Raw genomic sequence first — 22,216 nt, forward strand, 5'->3', positions numbered from 1 at the left:
GGTTTGCTCCTGTCAGCCTCGCCTAGACATCAGCGAGATCGAGGTGAAGTCCTTCTATCGTTGCGCCCTGCACCAAGGTGTTCAGGAAACCACGGGCTGCGGCCGCCCAAGCGGTTTTTTCCATAGCGTCAGCTATCTTGCCGCGCACAGCCTCGAAAGGCAGCACTTGACCAAGCGCCAACGCATCCATGCGGATGATGTGAAACCCGTGGCGCGTTGGAACGGGCTTAGGCGTGATGTCGCCTTCACCAAGTGTGCGCAGAGCCGCCTCAAACTCTGGAACACTGTCGCCTGGTGTAAGTTGGCCGAGGGCGCCACCATTGGTTTTGGAATCACAATCGCTATGATCCATGGCAAATCTTGCAAATTGCTGTGGTTTCTCACGAACCGACTTGGCCAGTGAGACCGCTTGCTTGAAACCGGCAAGGCGGCTCTCTGGGTTGCCCATGTCGCAAGCAACCAGGATGTGAGAAACCTCCCAAAGGGGTGGCGAGCGAAAGCGGTCTGGGTTGCGCTGCCATTCGGCAAGCACTTGATCATCCGTTGGTGCCGATACGCTGATTGAGTCTTCCAGCAAGGCGCGGATCAACGCTTCCTCGTCAGTCTCGAACCGTCCTGGCCCAACTTCTATTGGCGATGGCGTGATGCCCTGCCTTTTGGCGACCTGCAAAAGCAACGTACGAACTGCCATGGCGCGTGCGGCTTGGTTCCAGGCCGTGCCGGGCTTGTTCTTAGGTGCGGTGTGATTTTGCGCCTCCAAACCGATAGCCTCCGCTGAAATGGCCTCACCGTTGACGCTTATTGAGCCGTTGGTTTGCTGGCCCCCTTTCGGGGCACCAGCATTCGCAAGCGTGTGGGTTGTCCGCTCCATAAGGCTCACTCCGCCGGGGTGGAGGAATGGGAATCCAACGGCGTCTGGCGGCGAGAGCGGACCAGTTGGTAGCCACGCCGACCCAGCAGGTAACGAAATGGCGTCGCAAAGCCAGAGAAGATGTGCACCAGCCGAGTGAACGGGAACAACATCGTGATGATCAAGCCGAGGAAGATGTGCAGCTTGTACAGCCAGTGCACGTCGATGACGTTGATCCAAGCGTTGAGGTTCAAGGTCACAACACTCTGCGACCAGTTCATGAAGAGAACCATCGCCGCGCCATCCATATGCTGCAGTGTTTGAGTGATTGTCAGCAAACCGATCGCAAGCTGAAGCCAAATCAGCCCCATAATGATGATGTCGGGATAGCTGGAGGTGACACGGATACGCGGATCGACCAGGCGGCGGTGCAAGAGCATGGTCGAGCCGATGAGAGCCGCAACACCCGCCGGACCACCAATGAGCACGGCCATCCATTGCTTAAGTGCGTAAGGAATACCCAGCGCATCAAGCACCCAAACCGGTGTGAAAAGACCAACAAGGTGGCCGAAGAACACGGTCAGAATACCGACGTGAAAAAGCACCGAGCCCCAGATCAGCTGCTTGCGGCGCAAGAGCTGCGAAGACGAACTTTTCCAAGTGAAAGGATCGCGCTCATAGCGGGCGATAGAACCAACGATGAGAACGGTCAGCGCCACATAAGGCATTACGCCGAAAATGATGAAGTTGATATCGAAGTTGCTGAACATGTTGTCCGTACTCCTTATTCGGCAGCAACCGACGGCGTCGGCTGCGCGTGTGGCATGGAACTGGGTGGTTTGGGGTTGATGGGCTCATCCATGCGAGCAAGCATGTCGCGCACTTGCGGACAGCCTGCATTGGGATCGGGGCCAAAGCGTACTTCGCTCTCCTCCCAAACCTTGTCGAGCGCTTCCAGGTCGTTGGGGTCGACCTCTGGCTCTTCCAGAAGGTCGGCAACCGCCTGCTCGTCGGCATGAATGCCAGAGAGCTGCGCCAGCGCATTGAAGACGCCGGCATAAACGCTCTCGCGACGCACCAACCGTTCGCACAGCGCGCTGAAAATATGCGCGGCATCAGCCAGCGTGTCGCGTGCCTCAGCGGCTGGCCGCGTGGAAAGGAACTCCAGCAACACCGGAAGATGGTCCGGTAGCTCACTGGTTACCGGATCAAATCCACCGTCGCGGTACGTCTCTATCAGAGAGACCATGGCGCCGCCGCGATCACGGCTTTCCCCGTGAACATGCTCAAACAGGTTGAGCGAGAGCGTGCGCGAGCGGTCGAACAGCATGACGAACTGTTCTTCCAACTCATAGATGTCCCGGCTTGCCAGTTCTTCGACCAACGGTCGAAGGTCACGGCGAGCAGCAGCTGTCAGACGGCTTTCAGACGCCAACACACCACCGATTTCCGGCATTGCCGCTTGAAGGTCCCGCGTTGGGTAGCTCAGCAAAAGCGAGAGCGCCTTTAGGGTTCTATCGTGTGGATTGGCCATATCAGCGCACCTCAGCTGGCATCTTGAGCGGCTTCTTCTTGCCGCCGAAGAGTGAACTGCCGGAGATGCCCGTCGAGCAGCCATTGCCATCAGTGAAGCCGCAGCCGCCCCTTAAGTCGTAGGCTTCTTCGACTTGCTCACGATGAGTGGTTGGGATGACGAACCGGTCCTCGTAGTCCGCAAGGGCCATGATTTTGTACATGTCCTCGATGATGGTTGGGCTGAGATCAACCCGCGCAGCGATGGCCGCATCGCTCACGCCTTCCACCGTTTTGGCACGCATGTAGGCGCGCATGGCAAGCATACGTTCGAGCGCCTGAACAACCGGTGTCTCATCTCCAGCAGTCAACATGTTGGCCAGATACTTCACCGGGATACGAAGCGAGTTCACATCCGGCATTGCGCCATCCATGCCGATCTTGCCAGCTTGGGCTGCGTTCTGGATCGGAGACAGCGGCGGGATGTACCAAACCATAGGAAGCGTGCGGTATTCTGGGTGCAGCGGGAATGCCACTTTCCAGACCATTGCCATCTTCCAAATCGGGCTTTCCTTGGCCGATTTGATCCAATCTTCAGGAATGCCATCGCGGCGTGCCGCAGCGATCACCTCAGGGTCGTTGGGATCGAGGAAGACATCGAGCTGAGCGTCGTAAAGATCAGTTTCTTTGCCAGCGCTGGCCGCCTGTTCGATCTTGTCGGCGTCGTAGAGCATCACGCCGAGATAACGGATGCGACCAACGCAGGTTTCTGAACAGACCGTCGGATTGCCTGATTCAATGCGCGGGTAACACAGCGTGCACTTCTCGGATTTGCCCGATTCCCAGTTGTAATAGACCTTTTTGTACGGACAGCCAGAGACGCACATGCGCCAGCCCCGGCATTTTTCCTGGTCAATCAGAACGATGCCATCTTCTTCACGCTTGTAGATCGCACCTGATGGGCAAGAGGCTGCACACGTTGGGTTGAGACAGTGCTCACACAACCGTGGCAGGTACATCATGAAGGTGTTTTCGTACTCGCCGTAAATCTCCTTCTGGATACCCTCAAAGTTGTAGTCCTCTGAGCGCTTGGAGAACTCGCCGCCCAGAATTTCTTCCCAGTTCGGGCCTTTCTCGATCTTCTCAATCCGCTCACCAGTGATTTTTGAATGGGGACGCGCCGTTGGGAACGCCTCCATTTCCGGGGCCGATTTCAGATGGTCGTAGTCGAAGTCGAACGGCTCGTAATAGTCGTCGATTTCAGGCAGGTCCGGGTTGCCGAAGATGTTCGACAAAATGCGCCACTTCGCGCCCTGCTTGGGCTGAAGCTTGCCAGAAGCTGTACGCTCCCAACCACCGTTCCAGCGGGCTTGGTTTTCCCAGTCGGTGGGATAACCGGTGCCCGGTTTGGTTTCGACATTGTTGAACCAGGCGTACTCAACACCTTCACGGCTGGTCCAAACGTTCTTGCAGGTTACTGAGCAGGTGTGGCACCCGATGCATTTATCGAGGTTTAGCACCATGCCGATTTGTGCGCGTACTCTCATTGGGCTGCCTCCTTTCGGGGGGCTTCCATGTTTTTGGGGGCCTCACGGTCGAGCCAGTCGACCTTCTGCATCTTGCGAACGACGACAAACTCATCCCGGTTTGCGCCAACGGTTCCGTAGTAGTTGAAGCCGTAGGACTGCTGGGCGTATGCACCGATCATGTGGGTTGGTTTGAGCGTGGCGCGGGTCACCGAATTGTGGATGCCACCGCGATGACCGGTCTTCTCAGAGCCCGGTGTGTTCACGATCTTTTCCTGCGCGTGATACATGAACGTTGTTCCGTCCTTGATCCGCTGGGAAACCACCGCACGCGCCGTCAAAGCGCCGTTGGTATTGTAGAGTTCCACCCAATCATTATCGACGATACCGGCTGTGGCGGCGTCGTTTTCACTGATCCAGATCACCGGACCACCGCGGTTGAGCGTGAGCATCAACAGATTGTCGGTGTAGGTGGAGTGAATGCCCCATTTCTGGTGCGGCGTGATGAAGTTCAGCACCACGTGAGGGCTGTTTTGATCGGTGTGCACCTCATCGGTGATCGTCTTCAGATCCACAGGCGGACGATAGGACATGAAGCCCTCGCCAAACGCGCGCATCCAAAGGTGATCCTGGTAGAGCTGCTGACGCCCGGTCAGCGTGCGCCAAGGGATCAACTCATGCACATTGGTGTAGCCGGCATTGTAGCTGACCTTCTCTGACTCAATGCCTGACCAGGTGGGCGAGGAGATGATCTTGCGCGGCTGCGCAGCGATGTCGTGGAAGCGGATCTTGTTGTGGTGCTCGCCCTCGGCTAGGTGCGCATGTTTACGCCCTGTGGCCTTGCTCAGCGACTCCCAGGCCTTCACGGCCACTTCGCCGTTGGTCTCTGGCGCCAGCATCAAGATGACTTCGCAAGCATCAATCGCTGTGTCGATTTTCGGACGGCCTTCCGCGGCACCCTCAAGTTGGGTGCCATTGAGGGCCGCCAAATTGTCGATCTCGGTTTGCGTGTTCCAGGCGATACCCTTCCCGGCATTACCGAGCTTGTCCATTAGGGGGCCAAGCGCGGTGAAGCGGTCGTAGATAGCGCCGTAGTCTCGCTCCACGGGCACATAGGCTGGCGCCGTCTTGCCAGGGATCAGGTCGCATTCGCCCTTCTTCCAGTCCTTCACCTGATCTTGAGCGATCTCGCCAGGGGTGTCGTGAAGGATTGGAAGCGCGACGATATCGGTTTCCTGATCCAAGTATCCCGGCGCAATGTCCTGGAACTTCTTGGCAATGGATTTGAAGATTTCCCAATCGGACTTTGACTCATAAGCCGGATCAACCGCCGCCTGAAGCGGATGGATGAACGGATGCATGTCCGAGGTGTTGAGATCATCTTTCTCGTACCAAGACGCGGTCGGTAGAACGATGTCAGAGTAGACGCAGGTCGTGGACATGCGAAAATCAATGGTCACAAGAAGATCAAGTTTTCCGCGAGGTCCTTCCTCATGCCATTTGGCTTCCTTGGGCAGCTGCGCACCCTCTTCGCCCAAGTCTTTGCCCATCACACCATGGTCGGTGCCAAGCAGATGCTTGAGGAAGTACTCGTGCCCTTTGCCTGACGAACCGAGCAAATTCGAGCGCCAGACAAACAGGTTGCGTGGCCAGTTGGCAGGATCATCAGGATCCTCGCAGGCCATTTCCAGATCGCCGGACTTCAGCTGTTCAACCACATAGGTCGGGATTTCCTTGCCTGCGGCCTTAGCGGCTTTGGCAACTTCCAACGGATTGGTTTTCAACTGAGGCGCGGATGGCAACCACCCCATCCGCTCAGCACGGATGTTGTAGTCGATCATGTTGATATTCCAATCGCCATCAGGGGCGGTTGGAGAGATGATCTCGTCAGCGCTGAGCGTTTCATAACGCCACTGATCAGAATGGGCATACCAAGCTGATGTGGAGTTCATATGCCGCGGTGGACGAGACCAATCCAACCCAAAGGCCAGAGGCTGCCAGCCGGTTTGCGGACGCAGCTTCTCCTGGCCCACATAGTGCGCCCAGCCACCACCGGACTGACCAACACACCCGCACATCACCAACATGTTGATGACGCCACGGTAGTTCATGTCCATGTGGTACCAGTGGTTCATGGCCGCGCCGATGATGACCATCGACTTGCCCTGTGTTTTCTCTGCGTTTTGCGCAAACTCACGGGCTACATGGATGATCTTGTCAGCGGACACACCGGTGATTTTTTCCGCCCAAGCAGGCGTGCCAGGTGTCTCGTCGGCGTAGTCCTTGGAAACCCAGTCACCGCCCAAACCACGATCAAGGCCATAGTTGGCGCAGAAGAGATCAAAAACCGTGGCGACATAGGTCTCGCCGTCGGCTGTCTTGACCTTCTTGACCGGAATGTTGCGGGTCAGAACGTTGGGATGGTCTGCATCGGTTGCGAACTGACCGATGGCCTCGCCGCCGAAGTACGGGAAGTCGACACCAACGACATCGTCGTGGTCGTCTTCGAGAACCAAAGTCATTTTCAGGCGCGTGTCAGCCTTTGAAGCGCGCTCTTCTAGGTTCCATTCGCCATCTTCGCCCCAACGATAGCCAACCGATCCATTGGGTGCGACGAGCCCTTCGGAGGTCTCATCGTAAGCGACCGTTTTCCATTCTGGATTGTTGTCTTCGCCGAGCTTGCCGTCGAGATCATCGGCGCGCAGGAAACGCCCCGGAATCAGCTTGCCGTCTTTCTCTTCCAACCTCACCAGCATTGGAAAATCAGAGTACTTCCGGGTGTAGTCTTCGAAGTATGGCGTTTGCTGGTCGAGATGGAACTCGCGCAGGATCACATGGCCAAAGGCCATGGCGAGTGCAGCATCCGTGCCCTGCTTCACATTCAACCAGACATCGCCAAACTTGGCGGCTTCTGAATAGTCCGGGCAGATGACGGCCGACTTTGTGCCCTTGTACCTGGCCTCGGTGTAGAAGTGCGCATCGGGCGTACGTGTCTGTGGGACGTTTGAGCCCCAGATCAGCAGGTAGCCAGCATTGTACCAATCAGCGGACTCTGGAACGTCGGTCTGTTCGCCCCAGGTCATTGGAGATGCAGGCGGCAAATCGCAGTACCAATCGTAGAAACTCATGCAGACGCCGCCAAGCAGCGACAGATAGCGCGATCCAGCCGCGTAAGAGACCATCGACATCGCGGGAATGGGGGAGAAGCCGAACACCCGGTCCGGGCCATAGGTTTTGGCTGTGTAGGCGTTGGCAGCGGCAGTGATTTCCGTTGCCTCATCCCACGTAGCGCGTACAAAACCGCCTTTGCCGCGCGTCTCAACATAGCCCGCGCGCAGAATGGGATCGCTTTGCAACTTGGTCCAAGCTTCGATGGGGCCGAGCGTTTGGCGCAGCTTGCGCCAAACCTTCATCAAACGACCGCGTACGAGCGGGTTTTTCACCCGGTTAGCAGAGTAGAGATACCAGGAGTAGCTGGCCCCGCGGGCGCAACCGCGTGGTTCATGATTGGGCAAGTCTGGGCGCGTGCGCGGATAGTCCGTCTGCTGCGTTTCCCAGGTTACAATGCCTGATTTGACGTAGATCTTCCATGAGCATGACCCAGTGCAGTTCACGCCGTGGGTGGAGCGCACCACTTTGTCGTGCCTCCAGCGGTTGCGATAGGTGTCTTCCCAATCGCGGTTTTCGCGCGTGACTTGGCCGTGTCCGTTTGAGAACTGTTCCAGTTCTTTCGACTGTAGGAAATTAAGTCTGTCGAGCAGGTGGCTCATGATTGTTTTCCTTACGAAGAATGGGGAGCTGCGCCGCCCGATACGGCGCAGCTAAGGCTTTCAAAACTCAAGGGTTTTGGATGTAGGCGTTGCGCCGAAGGTAGAACCACCAGTTGATGACGATGCAGACGGTGTAGAAGACCGCAAAGCCATAGAGGGCGAGTTCGGGAGATCCAGCGCGCAGCTGTTCGCCGAAGATCTGTGGGATCAAGAAGGCTCCGTACGCGGCCACCGCTGATGTCCAACCGAGAACCGGACCGGCCTGTTCTTTGTTGAAGGCCACAGCGATTGTGCGGAAGGTCGAGCCATTGCCGATCCCTGTTGCAGCGAACAGCACCAGAAACAGAAGCAGGAAGGGAATGAAGTACTCTTCCGGTGTTGCTGAGGCGTAGGCCTGCTGCAGGATGTAAGCCAGAGCAACGGCGCAGAGGACCATGATGATCGAGATGATCTGGGTCACTTTGGCGCCACCGGCCTTATCAGCCCAAACCCCACCCAGTGGGCGGATCAGAGCGCCGATGAATGGGCCCATCCAGGCAAACATCAAGGCGCTAGGGCCGTTGGGGTTGGCCGTGTCGTGGGTCAGAACACCGTCGACCATGATGTGCTGGAAGCCAAAGACCACTTTGATGGTCAGGCCCATGGCAGCGGAGTAGCCGATGAACGAGCCGAAGGTCATCACGTAGATGATGGTCATCGCCCATGTGTGTTTGTTGCCGAAGATTTTGTACTGGCGCGTAAGGTTCTGGCCCACTTGGCCAGGAATGAGCTTCAACGCCACAACCGTCAGCACGATTACGATCGGCAGGACGAACCATTTCGAAACGCCAAGGCCCGAGCCACCCACGGCAGCTGGAAGCATCAACCAGAGGCCAAAGGCTGCCGCGGCAAGGCCGATGGCGTACATGAAGCCAATGATGCTGAAGGCACCAATTGGGTTGGGGATGTTGGGTGAAACATGCTCATCGCGAATGTTGTTCATACCGAACCAGCCAAGGAAGGCGAGCGGGATGAGTGCGAGCAACCAAACAAAACCCGCGTTCTGGATGAAGGTTTCCGTGCCAGCAGGAATACGGCCGATCAGCGTGCCGGACGTATTGACCAGGGTTTGTGACTCACCACCAAACAAGGCAAAGGTCATGACCAGTGGGATCACGATCTGCATGGTCGTGACACCAAAGTTGCCAAGACCAGCGTTCATGCCCAGCGAGTAGCCCTGGATCTTCTTGGGAAAGAAGAACGAGATGTTGGACATAGAGGCTGCGAAGTTACCGCCGCCAATGCCGGATAGCAGAGCCAAGATCTGATACTGCCAGAGCGGTGTGTCAGGGTTCTGCAGTGCCAGACCCGTCCCAGCGGCAGGGATCATCAAAAGTGCAGTGGTAAAGAAGATCGTGTTGCGGCCACCGGCAATACGAATGAAGAAGGTTGCCGGGATACGCAGTGTTGCACCGGATAGGCCCGCGATAGCGGTCAGCGTGAACAATTGTGAGGTTTCAAACGGATACCCCAGGTTGATCATCTGAACAGTGATGATGCCCCAGTAAAGCCACACGGCGAAACCGCAGAGCAGTGAGGGGATTGAAATCCAAAGATTGCGGTTCGCAATCGCCTTGCCGGTAGAGGCCCAGAAGGCCTCATCGTCCGGCGTATAATTTCTAAGGTCCTGTCCCATTATCGTGTCCTTGATTGGGTCTTGGCGGTCGGGAAGAGACGCGTGACCGGATGCCACGCGTCGTGGTTCGTGTAGGTTTCGTGCTACTCAGCTGGGCTGGGCTTGGGGTTGCGATTGGCGATCGCAATCAACCCTTCTTCGAGCTCGGCATTGGCCCGTTCAGCTTTCTTTTTGAGCGTCTCAATGTTGGCCGCTGCGAAGGCTGCACGCTCTTCGTCTTCCTGCTTGCTCGAGAACCGAACAAAGAAGGCGAGGAAGGAAGCACAAGTCACCACGATGCCCAGGATGAGGAAGGCCTCAGACCAATCGATCACGTTCTTGAACAGAAAGCCTGCAAGCACAGCACCGGCGTTACCGCCTGCGCCCACCACACCTGCGACGGCTCCAAGAGCCTTCTTGTTGATGAAGGGAACAACAGAGTAGGTCGCGCCTTCGGCCATCTGCGTGAACAAGGAGAAGACGATCAGCGATGGGAGAGCCAGAAACAAAACGCTCATCTGGCTGAAGATCATCAGGGCGATGCCTTCAAACAGCAGGCAGATGAACAGCCAGAACGCCCGACCTCTTAAGCCCCACAGCGAACCGAAGTTGTCGCCAAAAATGCCGCCCAGGGTGCGAGCGAAAATGTTCATGAGGCCAAACGAAGCGGCCACAAAGCCAGCAGTGACCAGGTTCAGGTCAAAATAGTCCATGAAGTAGAGAGCAGCGACGTTGTTCACCGTCAACTCGATGCCAAAGCAGGCGCCATAGATGACGAACAGAACCCAGACCCGCGGATCGGCCAGAGCATGCATGTAGTTGCCCGTGACCTTCTTCTTCTCTTCCATTTTTCCCTGCGCGCGCAGGTCATCGAAGTTGCCGTCAGGCGCGTCCTGGGTGAGGAAGAAGTAGGCGATGCCGATCAGCATGATGATCACGCCGACAACAACCATCGACAGGCGCCAGCCGACAGCTTCTGAGAAGCCAAAGCCAATGACCATCACCGAAAACAGCAAGGGCATCACGAACTGGGTGACACCGCCGCCAAGATTACCCCAACCAGCAGATGTCGCATTCGCTTGACCGACCACATTGGGGGCAAACATCACACTGGTATGGTACTGGGTGATAACGAATGATGCGCCAATGCACCCAATGAGAACGCGAAACAGAAGAAACGTCTCAAACGTGTGCGCAAGGCCAATGCCCATCACTGGCAAAGACCCAAAAAGCAGTAAGCCGGTGTAAGCTTTGCGCGGACCGATGCGGTCGCATAGCCATCCGATGAACAGACGCGCAAAGATCGTCATCGACACCGAACCGATGATGGCCCAGCCGATTTGATCAGGTGTAAGTTGCAGTTCATCGCGCACCACCGACATAAGAGGCGCGATCCCGAACCAAGCGAAGAAGCAGGCGAAGAAGGCGAACCACGTCATGTGGAACGTCCTGATCTGCACCATGTTCACTTTGAGGAAATTCGACCACAGCGCGGTGGCCTTGTTTTGCAGTTCCATCGGGTTTCTCCGGCATTCTGCTTCAGCCAAATTGCCGAAGCACCGGAATGTGTCTGCGCGCTTCCTTAGACGTCGAATTTGACGTACATCAAGCGAGTACCCTTGAAATACTCAAATAAATCAATGGCTAAGATTGGTCAGCTTCTCCTTGTGAAAAGGTCATGCTAACGTTTGGGAAAGCGCAATCCGCCTATTGACATTTATCATGTCATGGCTTGATAAATGTTAGGTGTAACGATTTGCCGCGAGCGACTGTGAAACCGACCGAAGAAGCCGATATCCGGGCGCTGAGTCTTTTCAAAGGCATGGCAGATGAGAGTTTTGACGCTCTGTTTCGCGGTGCCTATGTCCAGAATTTTCCACCGATGATTGAACTGATAACCGAAGGCGATCCGTGTGATTTTTTACACGTCATGGTCGGTGGATCGGTAGAGCTTTATGCCGCCTGGAACGGCCGCGAAACAACGATGGCCACCGTCAGGCCGGTATCAACGTTTATTTTGGCCGCAACGATCCGCGATGCGCCTTATCTCATGTCCGCCCGAACCCTTGAGAAGTCGCGCATCGTGCTACTGCCCTCCACCGACGTGCGCGAAGTTTTTTCGACCGACCCGGTGTTTGCGCGCGCTATCGTGGATGAGCTGGCCAAGTGCTATCGCGGCGTTATCAAGAACACCAAGAACCTAAAACTTCGCACGTCCATCGAACGGTTGGCGAATTATCTGCTGCGGGTTCGAAAGTTTAGCGACCACGGCGACACAGTTCATCTGCCGATGGAGAAGCGCCGCTTGGCCTCATATCTCGGCATGACCCCGGAAAACCTCTCGCGCGCCTTCAAAACTCTGCAGGGGTATGGTGTGGAGGTGGATGGTGCCCGCGTCACGATCAATGACATTGATGACCTCACCAATTTTGCAAAACCGGAAGTCTTGATTGATGACTTCACCGTTTAAGGAACAACCATGAACACGAAGCTTCCCGGCGCTGCTGGCGCCATTGCTGAGCACTATCCCGATGTTTGGCAGGCGTATCAGGCCCTAGGCGAGGCCAGCGCGAATGCTGGGCCGCTTTCAGATCGCGAAAAGCGTCTGGTCAAGCTGGCACTCGCGGTCGGTGCGGGTTCGGAAGGCGCCGTCCATTCCCACGCACGTCGCGGTGGCAGTGAAGGTGTCTCTCAGGACGATATGCTTCACGTGGCGATGCTGGCCATCGGAACGCTTGGCTTCCCTCAGGCCGTGGCTGCGAAAACGTGGATCGAGGATGTGACGGCTAAGTCGTAAGCCTGCTCTTCTGTTGAGCGGTCGCAATCGCGACACGAAGAGAACAATGAATGACCTCTTGGTCGATCGCTACACGATCAACTGCGAGGCAACTTCTAAGGTTTCGAAAACATCTGGCGGACCTGCTGGGACAAAGTCCGAACCTTCCTGATGATCTTTTCAAAGACCTGGAAGACTGGGAAGCAATCTTGAGTTCGTTGCCTGGTTTTGGTGTGGATCAAAATCAGGATGAGATGGATTTGGACGCGTTGGCTATTGATTAGCAACCGAACGTCAAGTGGCAGCTACGGGCCCAAAATTACGAATGCTGCGCATTTGAATAATGACCGCAAACCGAGCAAATGGGCCGTTGGAGATTGCGATCTCCACGCACAGCCAACGTTGAGCGCGCCAAGCGCTGCTGCAGTGCGGCCTCCTAAAAAGGGGCATTGGTGCAGATCACAGCATTTGTCGTGGTCGCACGACAGCAAGACGGGCCCCGCGCGCTTTTTTGAAAGTTTCGGTCTCAGTCCGGGTCACCAAACCATATCGGCAGCCGGGCAGAAGGACTGGTTTCGGAGCCTCATACGCGCCCAAAGATGAAGAATGGCTCAGAACCTTTTTTTCGGGTCTTCGTGTGGACAGTCACTTTGTTGAGGAAGGCCCGTCTCCTGTGGTCTAACCAAGTACCAAGGGGGCCTTTTAGACTGTGAACACGGACATTTTCTTCTCTGATTTCGTTCTCGATCGGCGGACTCGGCAGTTGCGACGCGGTGCGGATGTGCTGCCCATCGGCGCGCGTGCATTCGATTTGCTGGAGGTCCTTATTTCACACAGCGACCGGATCGTGGGCCGCGATGAGATATTTCAGGCCGTCTGGCCCGATACGGTGGTGGGCGACAACAATCTGAACGTACAAGTGGCCAAGCTTAGGCAAGTGCTTGGGCCGGACGCCATCATCACGGTGCCACGACGCGGTCTGCGGTTCGCACTTGATCTGGCGGCAGACACCCAGCGATTGGAATTGCCTGACCGTCCCTCGGTCGTGGTCTTACCGTTTTCGAACTTTGGCGGTGACCCGGAGCTGGCTTGGATGGCGGACGGGTTTGTGGAGGACATCACAACCGAGCTGTCTCGTTTCAAAGATCTTTTCGTCGTCGCCCGGAACTCAGCCTTCCTCTTTCGCGATACGCCCCGCGACTTGCGCTCGATCGCCCGCGACCTCGGGGTACGCTACGTGGTTGAAGGCAGCGTGCGGGCGACGCCTGAGCGGGTCAGAGTGACGACCCAGCTGATCGACACGACCAGCGGTGGGCAGGTTTGGGCGGAACGCTTCGACCACACTATCGATGCACATTTCGAGACCCAAGCAGCCGTTTCGCGGGCCATCGTCTCGTGCCTCTTTCCGCAGATCGAACGGGTAGAAGCGGATCGTATACGCATCGCGGTACCGGATGATTTGACGGCCCATGGGTTGGCGCAGCAGGGCTGGACAGCGATTTCTTCTGAAGAAATGAGTTATGAAAGCGGGCCGCGCGACCGGGCGGCGGCGCTGGCACACCAAGCGCTGTCGCGTGATCCGCGATCCGGCCTTGCCCATCGGACATTGGCCTGGGTCGCATGGTGGACTGTTTACCACGGCACAACCAGCTCGGTTCCCGCAACGCTTACGGAGGGCATCGACGCTGCGACCCGCGCAATCACCATCGACCAGACGGATCACCACGCAAGGAGGCTGCGCGCGCAACTGTATTTCATGAAGGACGATGCGCCGACGGGCTTGATTGAGCTTCGCCACGCCCACGATCTCAACCCGAACTGTGCGTTGACGCTATGCTGGCTGGGGTTCTACGAAGCGGTCAATGGAGACGTCGCCAAGGGCGTGCCCTTGGCTGAGGCTGGCTTGCGGCGCAGCCCACGTGATCCGGCGCGAGGGTCCATGCTTTGTGCGCTGGGCTTCGCGCAGTTTGCAGCGAGCAACTATGACGCTGCAGTCGTGGCTGCCGAAGCGGCACTGGCGGAGGCCGCAAATGGTGCAACACCCCTGATCCTGGGAACAATCGCCAATGTCGGCGCAGGCCGGATCGACAGGGCAACTATGCTGTTCCAACAGGTCGCGCTGAATGCCCCAAAACTTGTAGAGGCACGTCTAGCGGGTCGTTGGCTAAGCTCCAACCCGGACTACCTGACGCGTGCATACACCTTTTTCCGCGTCGCAGCCGGACAAGCGCTGCCCGAAGCGGCCGATGCTGTGCGCTGAGCCGTCGATTTATAACTATTTAGGTCACGATATAGCAGCGCCAGCGTGACCTGGCGCATGATGCCGCCAACGTGACATCCCTGGCGCGGAATTCGGCCAAACGACTGAAAATCAGAAACAATTTCCGAGAACCTCACGCGAAGCGTCGGATGGTTCCTTTCGCTTGGCTAGCCCAATATTCATTTAAAAAAGGACGACCTCTATGTCTGTCAAAGCTATTTTCTTCCACGAAGTCGATGACGTTCCCCACTGGCTCGCCTCACCGAAGCGCGAAGAGGTATTTGCAGGCGTGATGGAGGATATCCTCACTTTCGTGCATCCTGAAAAGCCAAATAGTGTCGGCCTGTCTGGCACCATTCTCGACATGGATAAATTCAAAGCAGTCCTGGCCAGCGAGGCTGCAGGCGCGGCAATGAAACATGATGGCGTGCGCCCTGGCACTGTTGAACTGCTTGTCGAAAGCTAGGTGCAAGATCGAACAGATCATGACGCTGCGATCTTCGCACAGAGATACGTGCCGACAGATGCAACTCAAAGGCTAAAATCCACATGACAGTGATCGAACAGAGCACCGCAACAAAAAGCCCGCTTAGCGGCGAGGCAAACGGGCGCATCTGGGGTCTGCGCGCCGCAGATTGGGCCAATATTCAAGAGCAGCAATGCGCGCCAGCCTATCATGCAGTTTTTGAAAAAGGTGGGGTCGGCGCAGGAACCCGAGTTCTCGACGCCGGATGCGGTGCTGGTATGGCGCTGCGCCTTGCCGCCGACCTTGGCGCGGTCGTGTCAGGCATCGATGCCTCGCAGGCACTTTTGGAGGTGGCCCGTAACCGCCTGGCTGACGCTTCACTCGCCCATGGTGACCTTGAAGAATTGCCCTTTGAAGATAATGCCTTTGATGTTGTCACAGGCTTCAATTCTTTCCAATTTGCCGCTGATCCCGCTGCTGCCTTGCAAGAGGCGCTCCGCGTAACGAAGCCTGGCGGCCGGGTTTTCGTCATGACATGGGGTGAGCCGGCTGGCATGGAGGCAGCGGCGCTGGTCGCGGCACTCAAGCCCCTGTTGCCACCACCACCACCGGGGGCGGGCGGACCATTCGCGCTATCGGAGCCGGGCAAACTCGAAAAGCTAGCGACATCGGCAGGTCTAACCGCGCTCGAAACCTTCGACGTTGAGGCCCCGTGGCACTATCCAGACTTGGCGACAGCGCAGAAGGGCCTGGGGTCTTCGGGCGTTGCGGCAAAGGCAGCAGAGATTTCAGGGCAGGACGCACTTGACGAGGCGCATGCAACAGCCCTTGCGCCATTTCGGCAATCAGACGGCAGCTACCGCATCATAGCGATGTTCCGCGTTCTCATGACGGGCGTTGGTGCGTAGATTTTCATTGTGTCTGCTGCGGCCCAAGGACTGTGATCTGTTGGCCACCACGCTGAGCCCCTCTTCAAACAAGGCATTCGCCGGAGATAAAAATGATCAAGATTTTGCAAGTGGCAGCCATTGCTTTGGGAACACTGGGAACCGGCGCGGCAGCGATGACGGTGATGAACGAGGATATCCCGGATCTGGCCATTCCCCAAGGAGCTTGGGCCGCTGGCGGTGAACTTGATGGTATGACTTTCGAGATCCTAGGGACGGACTTGGCCAGTGGCGCCGTTCTTGAAGACGAAGTTATCTTTCGCGACGGGACATTCCAATCCGTCGACTGCCAGGAATACTGTGATTTTGGCTGGTCCAACTACGAAACAAAAGTGATTGACGACGTGATCCATTTTACGGTTCGCACCATCTGTCCGACCGCCCCGCACACTGTGGTTTGGTACGGCACCGTCACCAATGATACGATAGAAATCGACGTCACCTGGACAACCCGACGCTGGTACTGGACCAACCAGATTGCCATCTCTGGTTCAGGCGTGTCCGTCCCCAGTGCCGAAGTCATGTCTCAGCTCTAGGGTTTTTGGAGTGAACACAAGCAGCTTAAGCCTTGGCTCGCTCCTCTTAAGGCTCGTCATTCTTATCGCTGTGTTGGTCGTTGCAACATGGGGCGCGCATTTGATCCGTGATGCGCTGAACCTTCAGATCCGGCCTGACAACGAGCAGCAGGTGCATCGCGTTGTCATGCTGGGGTCGGCTGCGTACGTCGGGCTTATGGCGCTTCCGTTTGTGCCGGGGGCCGAGATCGGGATTGCGATGCTGGCCGCGTTCGGTGCCAATATCGCGCCCCTGATCTACGCCATGACGGTGGCTTCGATGATGCTGGCTTATACAATAGGACGTTTTTTGCCGATTGGTGCGCTGGAACGGCTGCTGTCCTTCTTGCGCCTGCGCCGAGCAGCACATCTTGTGGCACGTGCTGCCCCCCTATCGCGCGAAGAACGCATTGCGATGCTGCTCGACGGTCAATCGAAACGCTCCGTAAAGCTAGGACTACGCTTTCGTTACATCGCTGTCGCGTTGGCGGTGAACACGCCGGGCAACTCCGTCATCGGTGGTGGTGGCGGTATCATGATGATTGCAGGCTTAAGCGGCATCTTCTCGCCATTGGCGACGTTCTTGACCATTGCGGTTGCTGTCTCACCGATTCCGTTGGCTGTGATGTTTCTCGGTTTGCAGATTTGATGTGGCGCAGAGAAAAGCCGATAAACCTTAGACCAAATGTCGGCGTTGAACAAAGTTGTCGGCTGACTTGGCGCTAAATGGGCTTGGTCTCTTTGCCGGCGGAGCCGCCGTGGATTTTACCAAACTTTGAAATGAGTTCGCCCAAGAATCGCCCAAACATAAGGTCGAACCGGCTTACGTTAGGTCTGAAAATTCGATTGTATTGCTCTGATCCCGCCAGGCTGGTTCGGAGATGCACTTGTTTTATGGAAATGGCGGAGAGGGTGGGATTCGAACCCACGGTACGGTTGCCCGCACGCTGGTTTTCAAGACCAGTGCCTTCAACCACTCGGCCACCTCTCCAGCGTTTGCGCTTATGGCGTCCAATGATCAGTTGCGCAAGAGGTAAGCTGGCAATCAACCCACAAGCCACCAAAAAAGGCCGGGGAAACCCCGGCCTTTCGACTGTTGTGGTTAAGCCCGATCAGTTCGGGTAGGCATCGTCGATGCCCTGGATGTAGAAGTTCATGCCCAGGATCATGTCGAGCGGCGCTTGCTCACCTTCGGCAACAACTTCCTCGCCATCTTGGTTAAAGATGGGACCAGTAAAGGGATGGATGTCGCCAGCAATAATTCCGGCCATGGTCTCTTCAGCCACAGCACGAGTTTCATCTGCCATGTTGGCAAAAGGAGCCATCTGCACCATACCGTCGGCCATGCTGCCCATATGTGACCCTGTTTCCCACGTGCCATCTGCAACAGCCTGAACACGTTCGACGTAGTAGGGTGACCAATTGTTGACGATCGCCGTCAACTGAGCTTCTGGTGCAAAAGCACCCATGTCAGAATCATTGCCAAAACCACGAACACCACGCTCTTGGGCAGCTTGAAGTGGCCCGGTTGAATCTGTGTGTTGAACGAGGATGTCAGCACCCTGATCGATGAGCGCATTAGCTGCTTCGGCCTCGCGCGGGGGGTCGTACCAAGTGTTCACCCAAATGATTTTCACCTCGACATCAGGGTTCACAGACTGAGCACCGAGCATGAATGCGTTGATGCCGGAAACCACCTCAGGGATCGCATAGGAAGCAATGTAGCCTATCGTGTTTGTTTCTGTTTCCAGGCCGGCGATCTTGCCCAGAACATAGCGACCTTGATAGAAATGGCCGTTGTAATTGGCAGCATTGTCCGACGTCTGATAACCGGTCGCATGTTCGAACACGACATCAGGAAAACGCTCGGACAATTCGATCACGGTTTCCATGTAGCCAAATGACGTTGCAAAAATGATGTCGTGGCCAGATCGCGCGAGGCGCTCTATGACCCGTTGTGCGTCAGCGCCTTCTGGCACCGACTCAAGAAACGTGGTTTCGACCATGTCGCCAAGCTCAGCTTCCATGGCCAAACGAGCCTGATCATGGGCATAGCTCCACCCATGATCGGAAACTGGGCCGACATAAACAAAGCCTGCTTTAACAGTGTGATCATCGGCCTGTGCACCGGTCGCAGCACCCATAGATAGGGCGGCGGCGGCGCCTAGGGCCAGCAGTGATGACGTCAGTCTTTTCATCGTGGCATCCTTTGGTTCAGTTCTGGTGATGGCGGGTGGGAACAAGCGCTTTGCGGAGGGCCATCGCGATCCGCTGGGCGCAGAACGGTTTAACGGTCGGGGACGAAAGCACGCCCCAAAGCAGCAGGTGTGTTGCGCCGCATAGTGGCTTGGTTGCGCGAGAGAAGAACCAGCGCGACGATGGTCGCAATGTAGGGCAGCATAGTCATGGCCTGTGGCGGCACACGAATACCGAAAGCTTGGGCGTGCAGTTGCAAGATGATGACACCACCAAACAGGTAGGCGCCTGCGAGGGCACGCCACGGTAGCCATGTGGCGAACACAACAATTGCCAGGGCAATCCAGCCGCGACCGGCGCTCATACCCTCGGTCCATTGTGCTGTTAGGACCAGCGACAGATAGGCTCCGCCAAGGCCTGCACACAGCCCACCAAAAGCAACCGCACCCATCCGGATAAGGCGAACATCACGACCTAACGCATGAGCTGCTTCTGCATTTTCTCCCGTCGCTCGCAGGATCAAACCGACGCGTGTCTTGAACATGGTGTAGCTGACACCAGCGACAACGGCGAACGACAGATAGACCAAGATATCGCGGTCAAAAAGCGCTGGGCCAATGAAGGGAATGGAGCTCAACAGCGGAATGGTGATGGCTTCCAAGCGCACGCCAGGTGTTCCAACAAAGCTCTCGCCGATCAACCCTGCCAGTCCCAAGCCGAGCAAAGTCAGGGCCAGTCCGGTCGCTACTTGATTGGATGCCAAATAGACGGTGAAGACGCCAAAAAGCAGTGCCATCGCAACGCCTGCCAAACCACCAGCGATAACCCCCAGATAGGGGTTCCCGGTTGAAAGCGATACCCCGAAAGCAACAACGGCCCCCATGATCATCATGCCTTCAACACCAAGGTTGAGGACACCTGAACGTTCCACAACCAGCTCGCCAATCGCCGCCAAGATAATCGGCGTGGCAGCCCCGACGATGGTGACTAGGATTCCCTCAAGCAGCATCGGCGGCCCCGCTTCCGAGCGACGATGATGATGCTTTAGGCGATGATTTGAAACGAAGTTGGTAACGCACGAGGGTGTCACAGCCGAGGACAAAGAAAAGCAGCATGCCTTGGACAACGCGCGCCATCTTATCTGACAAACCGAGCGTGATCTGCGCTGCTTCGCCGCCCAAGTAGGATAGCGAAAGCAAAAGCCCAGCCATCAAGATGCCCCAAGGGTTCAAGCGCCCGAGAAACGCAACGATGATCGCCGTAAACCCATAGCCCGGTGAAATGGTGGGGCGGAGTTCGCCGATGGGACCCGCCACTTCCATAATACCGGCAAGCCCTGCCAAAGCGCCTGAAAACATCAAGGCAGCATAGGTGAGTGTTTTCGACGAGAACCCTGCAAAGCGCGCTGCGCGTGGAGCTTCACCAACCACTTTGAAGGCATGGCCGGCCAAAGTGCGGCTCATGAAAAACCACATCACAGGAACAGCGGCAAAAGCAATGAGAATGCCGATGTGTAGGCGAGACCCTTCTAGCGTCGCCAGCGACTGTTCATCGGAAAAATTGCGTGATTCAGGGAAATTGAAGCCGCCCGGATCTCGCCAAGGACCCCGCACAAGATAGTCCAGAACCAGCAATGCGATGTAAGCCAGCATCAGCGAGGTCAGGATTTCGTTGGCGCGAAACTTCACTTTCAAAAAGGCTGGGATGCCGCCATAGAGAGCGCCACCAACCATGCCAAGGATGAGCATTGTTGGTAGTGTCGCCCAGCTGGTCCATTCCGGAAACAGGATCGGTGGAATAGCGCCAAAAATGGCACCCATCGTAAACTGGCCTTCTGCACCAATGTTCCAAATGTTGGCGCGGTAACAAACGGCCAAACCAAGCGCGATCAGGATCAGTGGACCGGCTTTGAGCAACAGTTCATACACTGACCAGAGTTCAGTGAGTGGGGCGATGAAATACTCGTAGAGCGCCGCAACCGGATTGAAGCCCATGAATGCAAACATGATGCCCGACGTCAAAACCGTGAGCCCAAGGGCCATGAACGGCGCAGCGATCAACATGGTGCTCGACGGCGCGTCGCGTTTGACCAGTTCAAGCTGCATCTGATCGCTCCACCACCGTGGTTTCGGACTGGCCTGCCGTTGGATCTCCGCCCATCAACAAACCGAGCTGCTCCAATGTCACTTTGGAGGCATCGAGTGGCTCGGACAAATGCCCATGGGAAAGCACAGATATCTTGTCAGAGATTTGTAGCAGCTCATCCAAGTCCTGGCTGATGACGATTATGGCTGACCCTTTCTCGGCCAGCTGAAGAATGGCACCGCGAATGAAGCTCGCTGCCGCTGCATCAACACCCCATGTCGGTTGGTTGACCACCAAGATCTTCGGATCACGTGACAGTTCGCGACCCACAACGAACTTCTGCAAGTTCCCGCCAGACAAGGTGGACGCAGCAGGGTCTGCTTTGGCGGACCGCACATCGAACGCGTCACGGATCATGCTCGACAGCTTATGAATGGCGGAAAACTTCATCACACCCAGTGAGCCAAGCGTTCCGTCTTCCGGTGCTTTTCGGGTGATAAGCGCATTTTCGCTAAGCGCCATTGCTGGAACCGAAGCATGCCCCGCCCTCTCTTCAGGCACAAAGGCTGCTCCGCGTTGACGGCGCTTGGAGATCGACAGAGATCCAACTGGGTGGCCATCCATTCGCACGGCATCCAGCTCGACCAATGCCTCTCCAGAAAGAACGTCAAACAGCTCTTTCTGGCCATTTCCAGCAACGCCGGCGATCCCGAGAATTTCTCCTGAATGAACGCGCATGGAGACGTTCTTCAGGCTCATGCCAAAAAGTGTACCGGGGTCGTACTTTACCTCAGTCAATTCAAAAACAAGCGGCGCATCCGCAGCAACCGCCCCAGCCTTGCGGCGAACTTCCGACACATCTGACCCAACCATCGCCCGGGCTAGCGAGGCAGAGGACTCCTTGCGCGGATCGGTACGCTCAACCACTTTTCCGTGGCGCATCACAGTTGCATCGTCGCAAAGCGCCCTCACCTCATCCAGTTTATGCGAGATATAGAGGATGCTTTTGCCTTCGCTGGCCAGCTGGCGAAGAACACCGAACAAGCTTTCGGCTTCCTGAGGCGTCAGAACCGAAGTTGGTTCGTCGAGTATGACCAGGGCTGGCTTCTGCAAAAGCACGCGCAGGATTTCCACGCGCTGACGCACACCGACATCAAGGTCACCCACGGTGGCATCGGGGTCTACGTGCAGACCGTAGCGCTCAACAAACTCCTTAAGCTCAACCTTCACCTCATCGGGTGTCGGCTTGTGATCCAGAGCGAGAGCAATGTTCTCTGCCACACTCATTGATTCAAACAATGAGAAATGCTGGAAAACCATACCAATGCCTAGGGCACGGGCTTCATTGGGTGACGTCACAACGGTCGGTTTGCCGCGTATAGTGATGTTGCCAGCGTCTGGCTGAAGCGTGCCGTACAGCATCTTCACCAGCGTGGATTTACCGGCGCCATTCTCGCCCAAAAGGGCATGGATCGACCCTTCGCCAATCGACAAATCAACCCCACCGACAGCGACCAACGCGCCGAACGATTTGGTAAGGCCCTCGACGGCCAGAAGCGGAACAGTGTTGCCCAAACGCTAGGTCACCCAATTGGTCGGTGTGGTTTGCGGTTGAGCCAG

The 22,216-nt window shown here is 56.5% G+C and carries 18 protein-coding genes and 1 tRNA gene; 7 read left to right on the forward strand and 12 right to left on the reverse strand.

Going from position 1 to position 22,216, the window contains the following annotated elements; all coding sequences use genetic code 11:
• Positions 1–22 precede the first annotated feature (22 nt).
• The 7 genes from ABWH92_RS15125 to ABWH92_RS15155 all read right to left on the reverse strand — a co-directional run bounded on the left by ABWH92_RS15125 (position 23) and on the right by ABWH92_RS15155 (position 10,829).
• A complete protein-coding gene (locus ABWH92_RS15125; protein ID WP_375569747.1) occupies positions 23–871 on the reverse strand; it encodes a peptidylprolyl isomerase in 849 nt (282 codons plus the stop codon).
• A gap of 5 nt (positions 872–876) precedes the next feature.
• Positions 877–1,620, reverse strand: coding sequence for a respiratory nitrate reductase subunit gamma (narI, locus tag ABWH92_RS15130; protein ID WP_375569749.1), 744 nt, complete (start codon positions 1,618–1,620; stop codon positions 877–879).
• Between the two features lie 14 nt (positions 1,621–1,634).
• Entirely contained in the window at positions 1,635–2,384 is a 750-nt protein-coding gene (gene narJ / locus ABWH92_RS15135) for a nitrate reductase molybdenum cofactor assembly chaperone (RefSeq protein ID WP_375569751.1), read from the reverse strand.
• Between the two features lies 1 nt (position 2,385).
• A complete protein-coding gene (gene narH / locus ABWH92_RS15140; RefSeq protein WP_375569753.1) occupies positions 2,386–3,909 on the reverse strand; it encodes a nitrate reductase subunit beta in 1,524 nt (507 codons plus the stop codon).
• A complete protein-coding gene (locus ABWH92_RS15145; protein WP_375569755.1) occupies positions 3,906–7,658 on the reverse strand; it encodes a nitrate reductase subunit alpha in 3,753 nt (1,250 codons plus the stop codon). Before ABWH92_RS15145 ends, narH begins: the two co-directional genes overlap by 4 nt.
• A gap of 67 nt (positions 7,659–7,725) precedes the next feature.
• Positions 7,726–9,333 (reverse strand): antiporter, encoded by a 1,608-nt coding sequence (locus ABWH92_RS15150; RefSeq protein ID WP_375569757.1) that lies wholly within the window; start codon positions 9,331–9,333, stop codon positions 7,726–7,728.
• Positions 9,334–9,416: 83 nt separating this feature from the next.
• A complete protein-coding gene (locus ABWH92_RS15155) occupies positions 9,417–10,829 on the reverse strand; it encodes an MFS transporter (RefSeq protein ID WP_375569759.1) in 1,413 nt (470 codons plus the stop codon).
• A 239-nt stretch (positions 10,830–11,068) separates the two neighbouring features.
• Here ABWH92_RS15155 and ABWH92_RS15160 point away from each other — a divergent pair, with 239 nt between their 5' ends.
• The 7 genes from ABWH92_RS15160 (at position 11,069) to ABWH92_RS15190 (ending at position 16,964) form a co-directional block, all read left to right on the forward strand.
• The gene (locus ABWH92_RS15160) at positions 11,069–11,782 is read left to right on the forward strand and encodes a helix-turn-helix domain-containing protein (protein WP_375569761.1); all 714 of its coding nucleotides are present in this window, start codon (positions 11,069–11,071) and stop codon (positions 11,780–11,782) included.
• A gap of 9 nt (positions 11,783–11,791) precedes the next feature.
• Entirely contained in the window at positions 11,792–12,109 is a 318-nt protein-coding gene (locus ABWH92_RS15165; RefSeq protein ID WP_375569763.1) for a carboxymuconolactone decarboxylase family protein, read from the forward strand.
• 688 nt (positions 12,110–12,797) lie between these two features.
• Positions 12,798–14,348, forward strand: coding sequence for a winged helix-turn-helix domain-containing protein (locus ABWH92_RS15170; protein ID WP_375569765.1), 1,551 nt, complete (start codon positions 12,798–12,800; stop codon positions 14,346–14,348).
• A gap of 202 nt (positions 14,349–14,550) precedes the next feature.
• Complete coding sequence (locus ABWH92_RS15175; RefSeq protein ID WP_375569767.1) at positions 14,551–14,814, forward strand: hypothetical protein; 264 nt, start codon at positions 14,551–14,553, stop codon at positions 14,812–14,814.
• Between the two features lie 83 nt (positions 14,815–14,897).
• On the forward strand, positions 14,898–15,722 hold the full coding sequence (locus ABWH92_RS15180; RefSeq protein WP_375569769.1) for a class I SAM-dependent methyltransferase: 825 nt from the start codon (positions 14,898–14,900) through the stop codon (positions 15,720–15,722).
• Positions 15,723–15,814: 92 nt separating this feature from the next.
• Entirely contained in the window at positions 15,815–16,297 is a 483-nt protein-coding gene (locus ABWH92_RS15185; protein ID WP_375569771.1) for a hypothetical protein, read from the forward strand.
• 10 nt (positions 16,298–16,307) lie between these two features.
• Positions 16,308–16,964 (forward strand): hypothetical protein, encoded by a 657-nt coding sequence (locus tag ABWH92_RS15190; protein ID WP_375569773.1) that lies wholly within the window; start codon positions 16,308–16,310, stop codon positions 16,962–16,964.
• 252 nt (positions 16,965–17,216) lie between these two features.
• Here the strand turns inward: ABWH92_RS15190 and ABWH92_RS15195 are convergent.
• The 5 genes from ABWH92_RS15195 to ABWH92_RS15215 all read right to left on the reverse strand — a co-directional run bounded on the left by ABWH92_RS15195 (position 17,217) and on the right by ABWH92_RS15215 (position 22,171).
• Positions 17,217–17,306, reverse strand: a tRNA-Ser gene (locus ABWH92_RS15195).
• A 121-nt stretch (positions 17,307–17,427) separates the two neighbouring features.
• Positions 17,428–18,504, reverse strand: a complete 1,077-nt coding sequence (locus ABWH92_RS15200; protein WP_375574262.1) for a BMP family ABC transporter substrate-binding protein — start codon at positions 18,502–18,504, stop codon at positions 17,428–17,430.
• A 98-nt stretch (positions 18,505–18,602) separates the two neighbouring features.
• Positions 18,603–19,520, reverse strand: a complete 918-nt coding sequence (locus ABWH92_RS15205; protein ID WP_375569775.1) for an ABC transporter permease — start codon at positions 19,518–19,520, stop codon at positions 18,603–18,605.
• Complete coding sequence (locus ABWH92_RS15210) at positions 19,510–20,616, reverse strand: ABC transporter permease (protein WP_375569777.1); 1,107 nt, start codon at positions 20,614–20,616, stop codon at positions 19,510–19,512. Before ABWH92_RS15210 ends, ABWH92_RS15205 begins: the two co-directional genes overlap by 11 nt.
• Positions 20,606–22,171 carry an ABC transporter ATP-binding protein gene (locus ABWH92_RS15215; RefSeq protein ID WP_375569779.1) on the reverse strand — a complete coding sequence of 522 codons (1,566 nt, stop codon included), beginning with the start codon at positions 22,169–22,171 and terminating at the stop codon, positions 20,606–20,608. The genes ABWH92_RS15210 and ABWH92_RS15215 overlap by 11 nt, the downstream gene beginning before the upstream one ends.
• Between the last annotated feature and the right edge of the window lie 45 nt (positions 22,172–22,216).

This window comes from Ahrensia marina (assembly GCF_042140245.1).
Taxonomy (GTDB): domain Bacteria; phylum Pseudomonadota; class Alphaproteobacteria; order Rhizobiales; family MH13; genus MH13.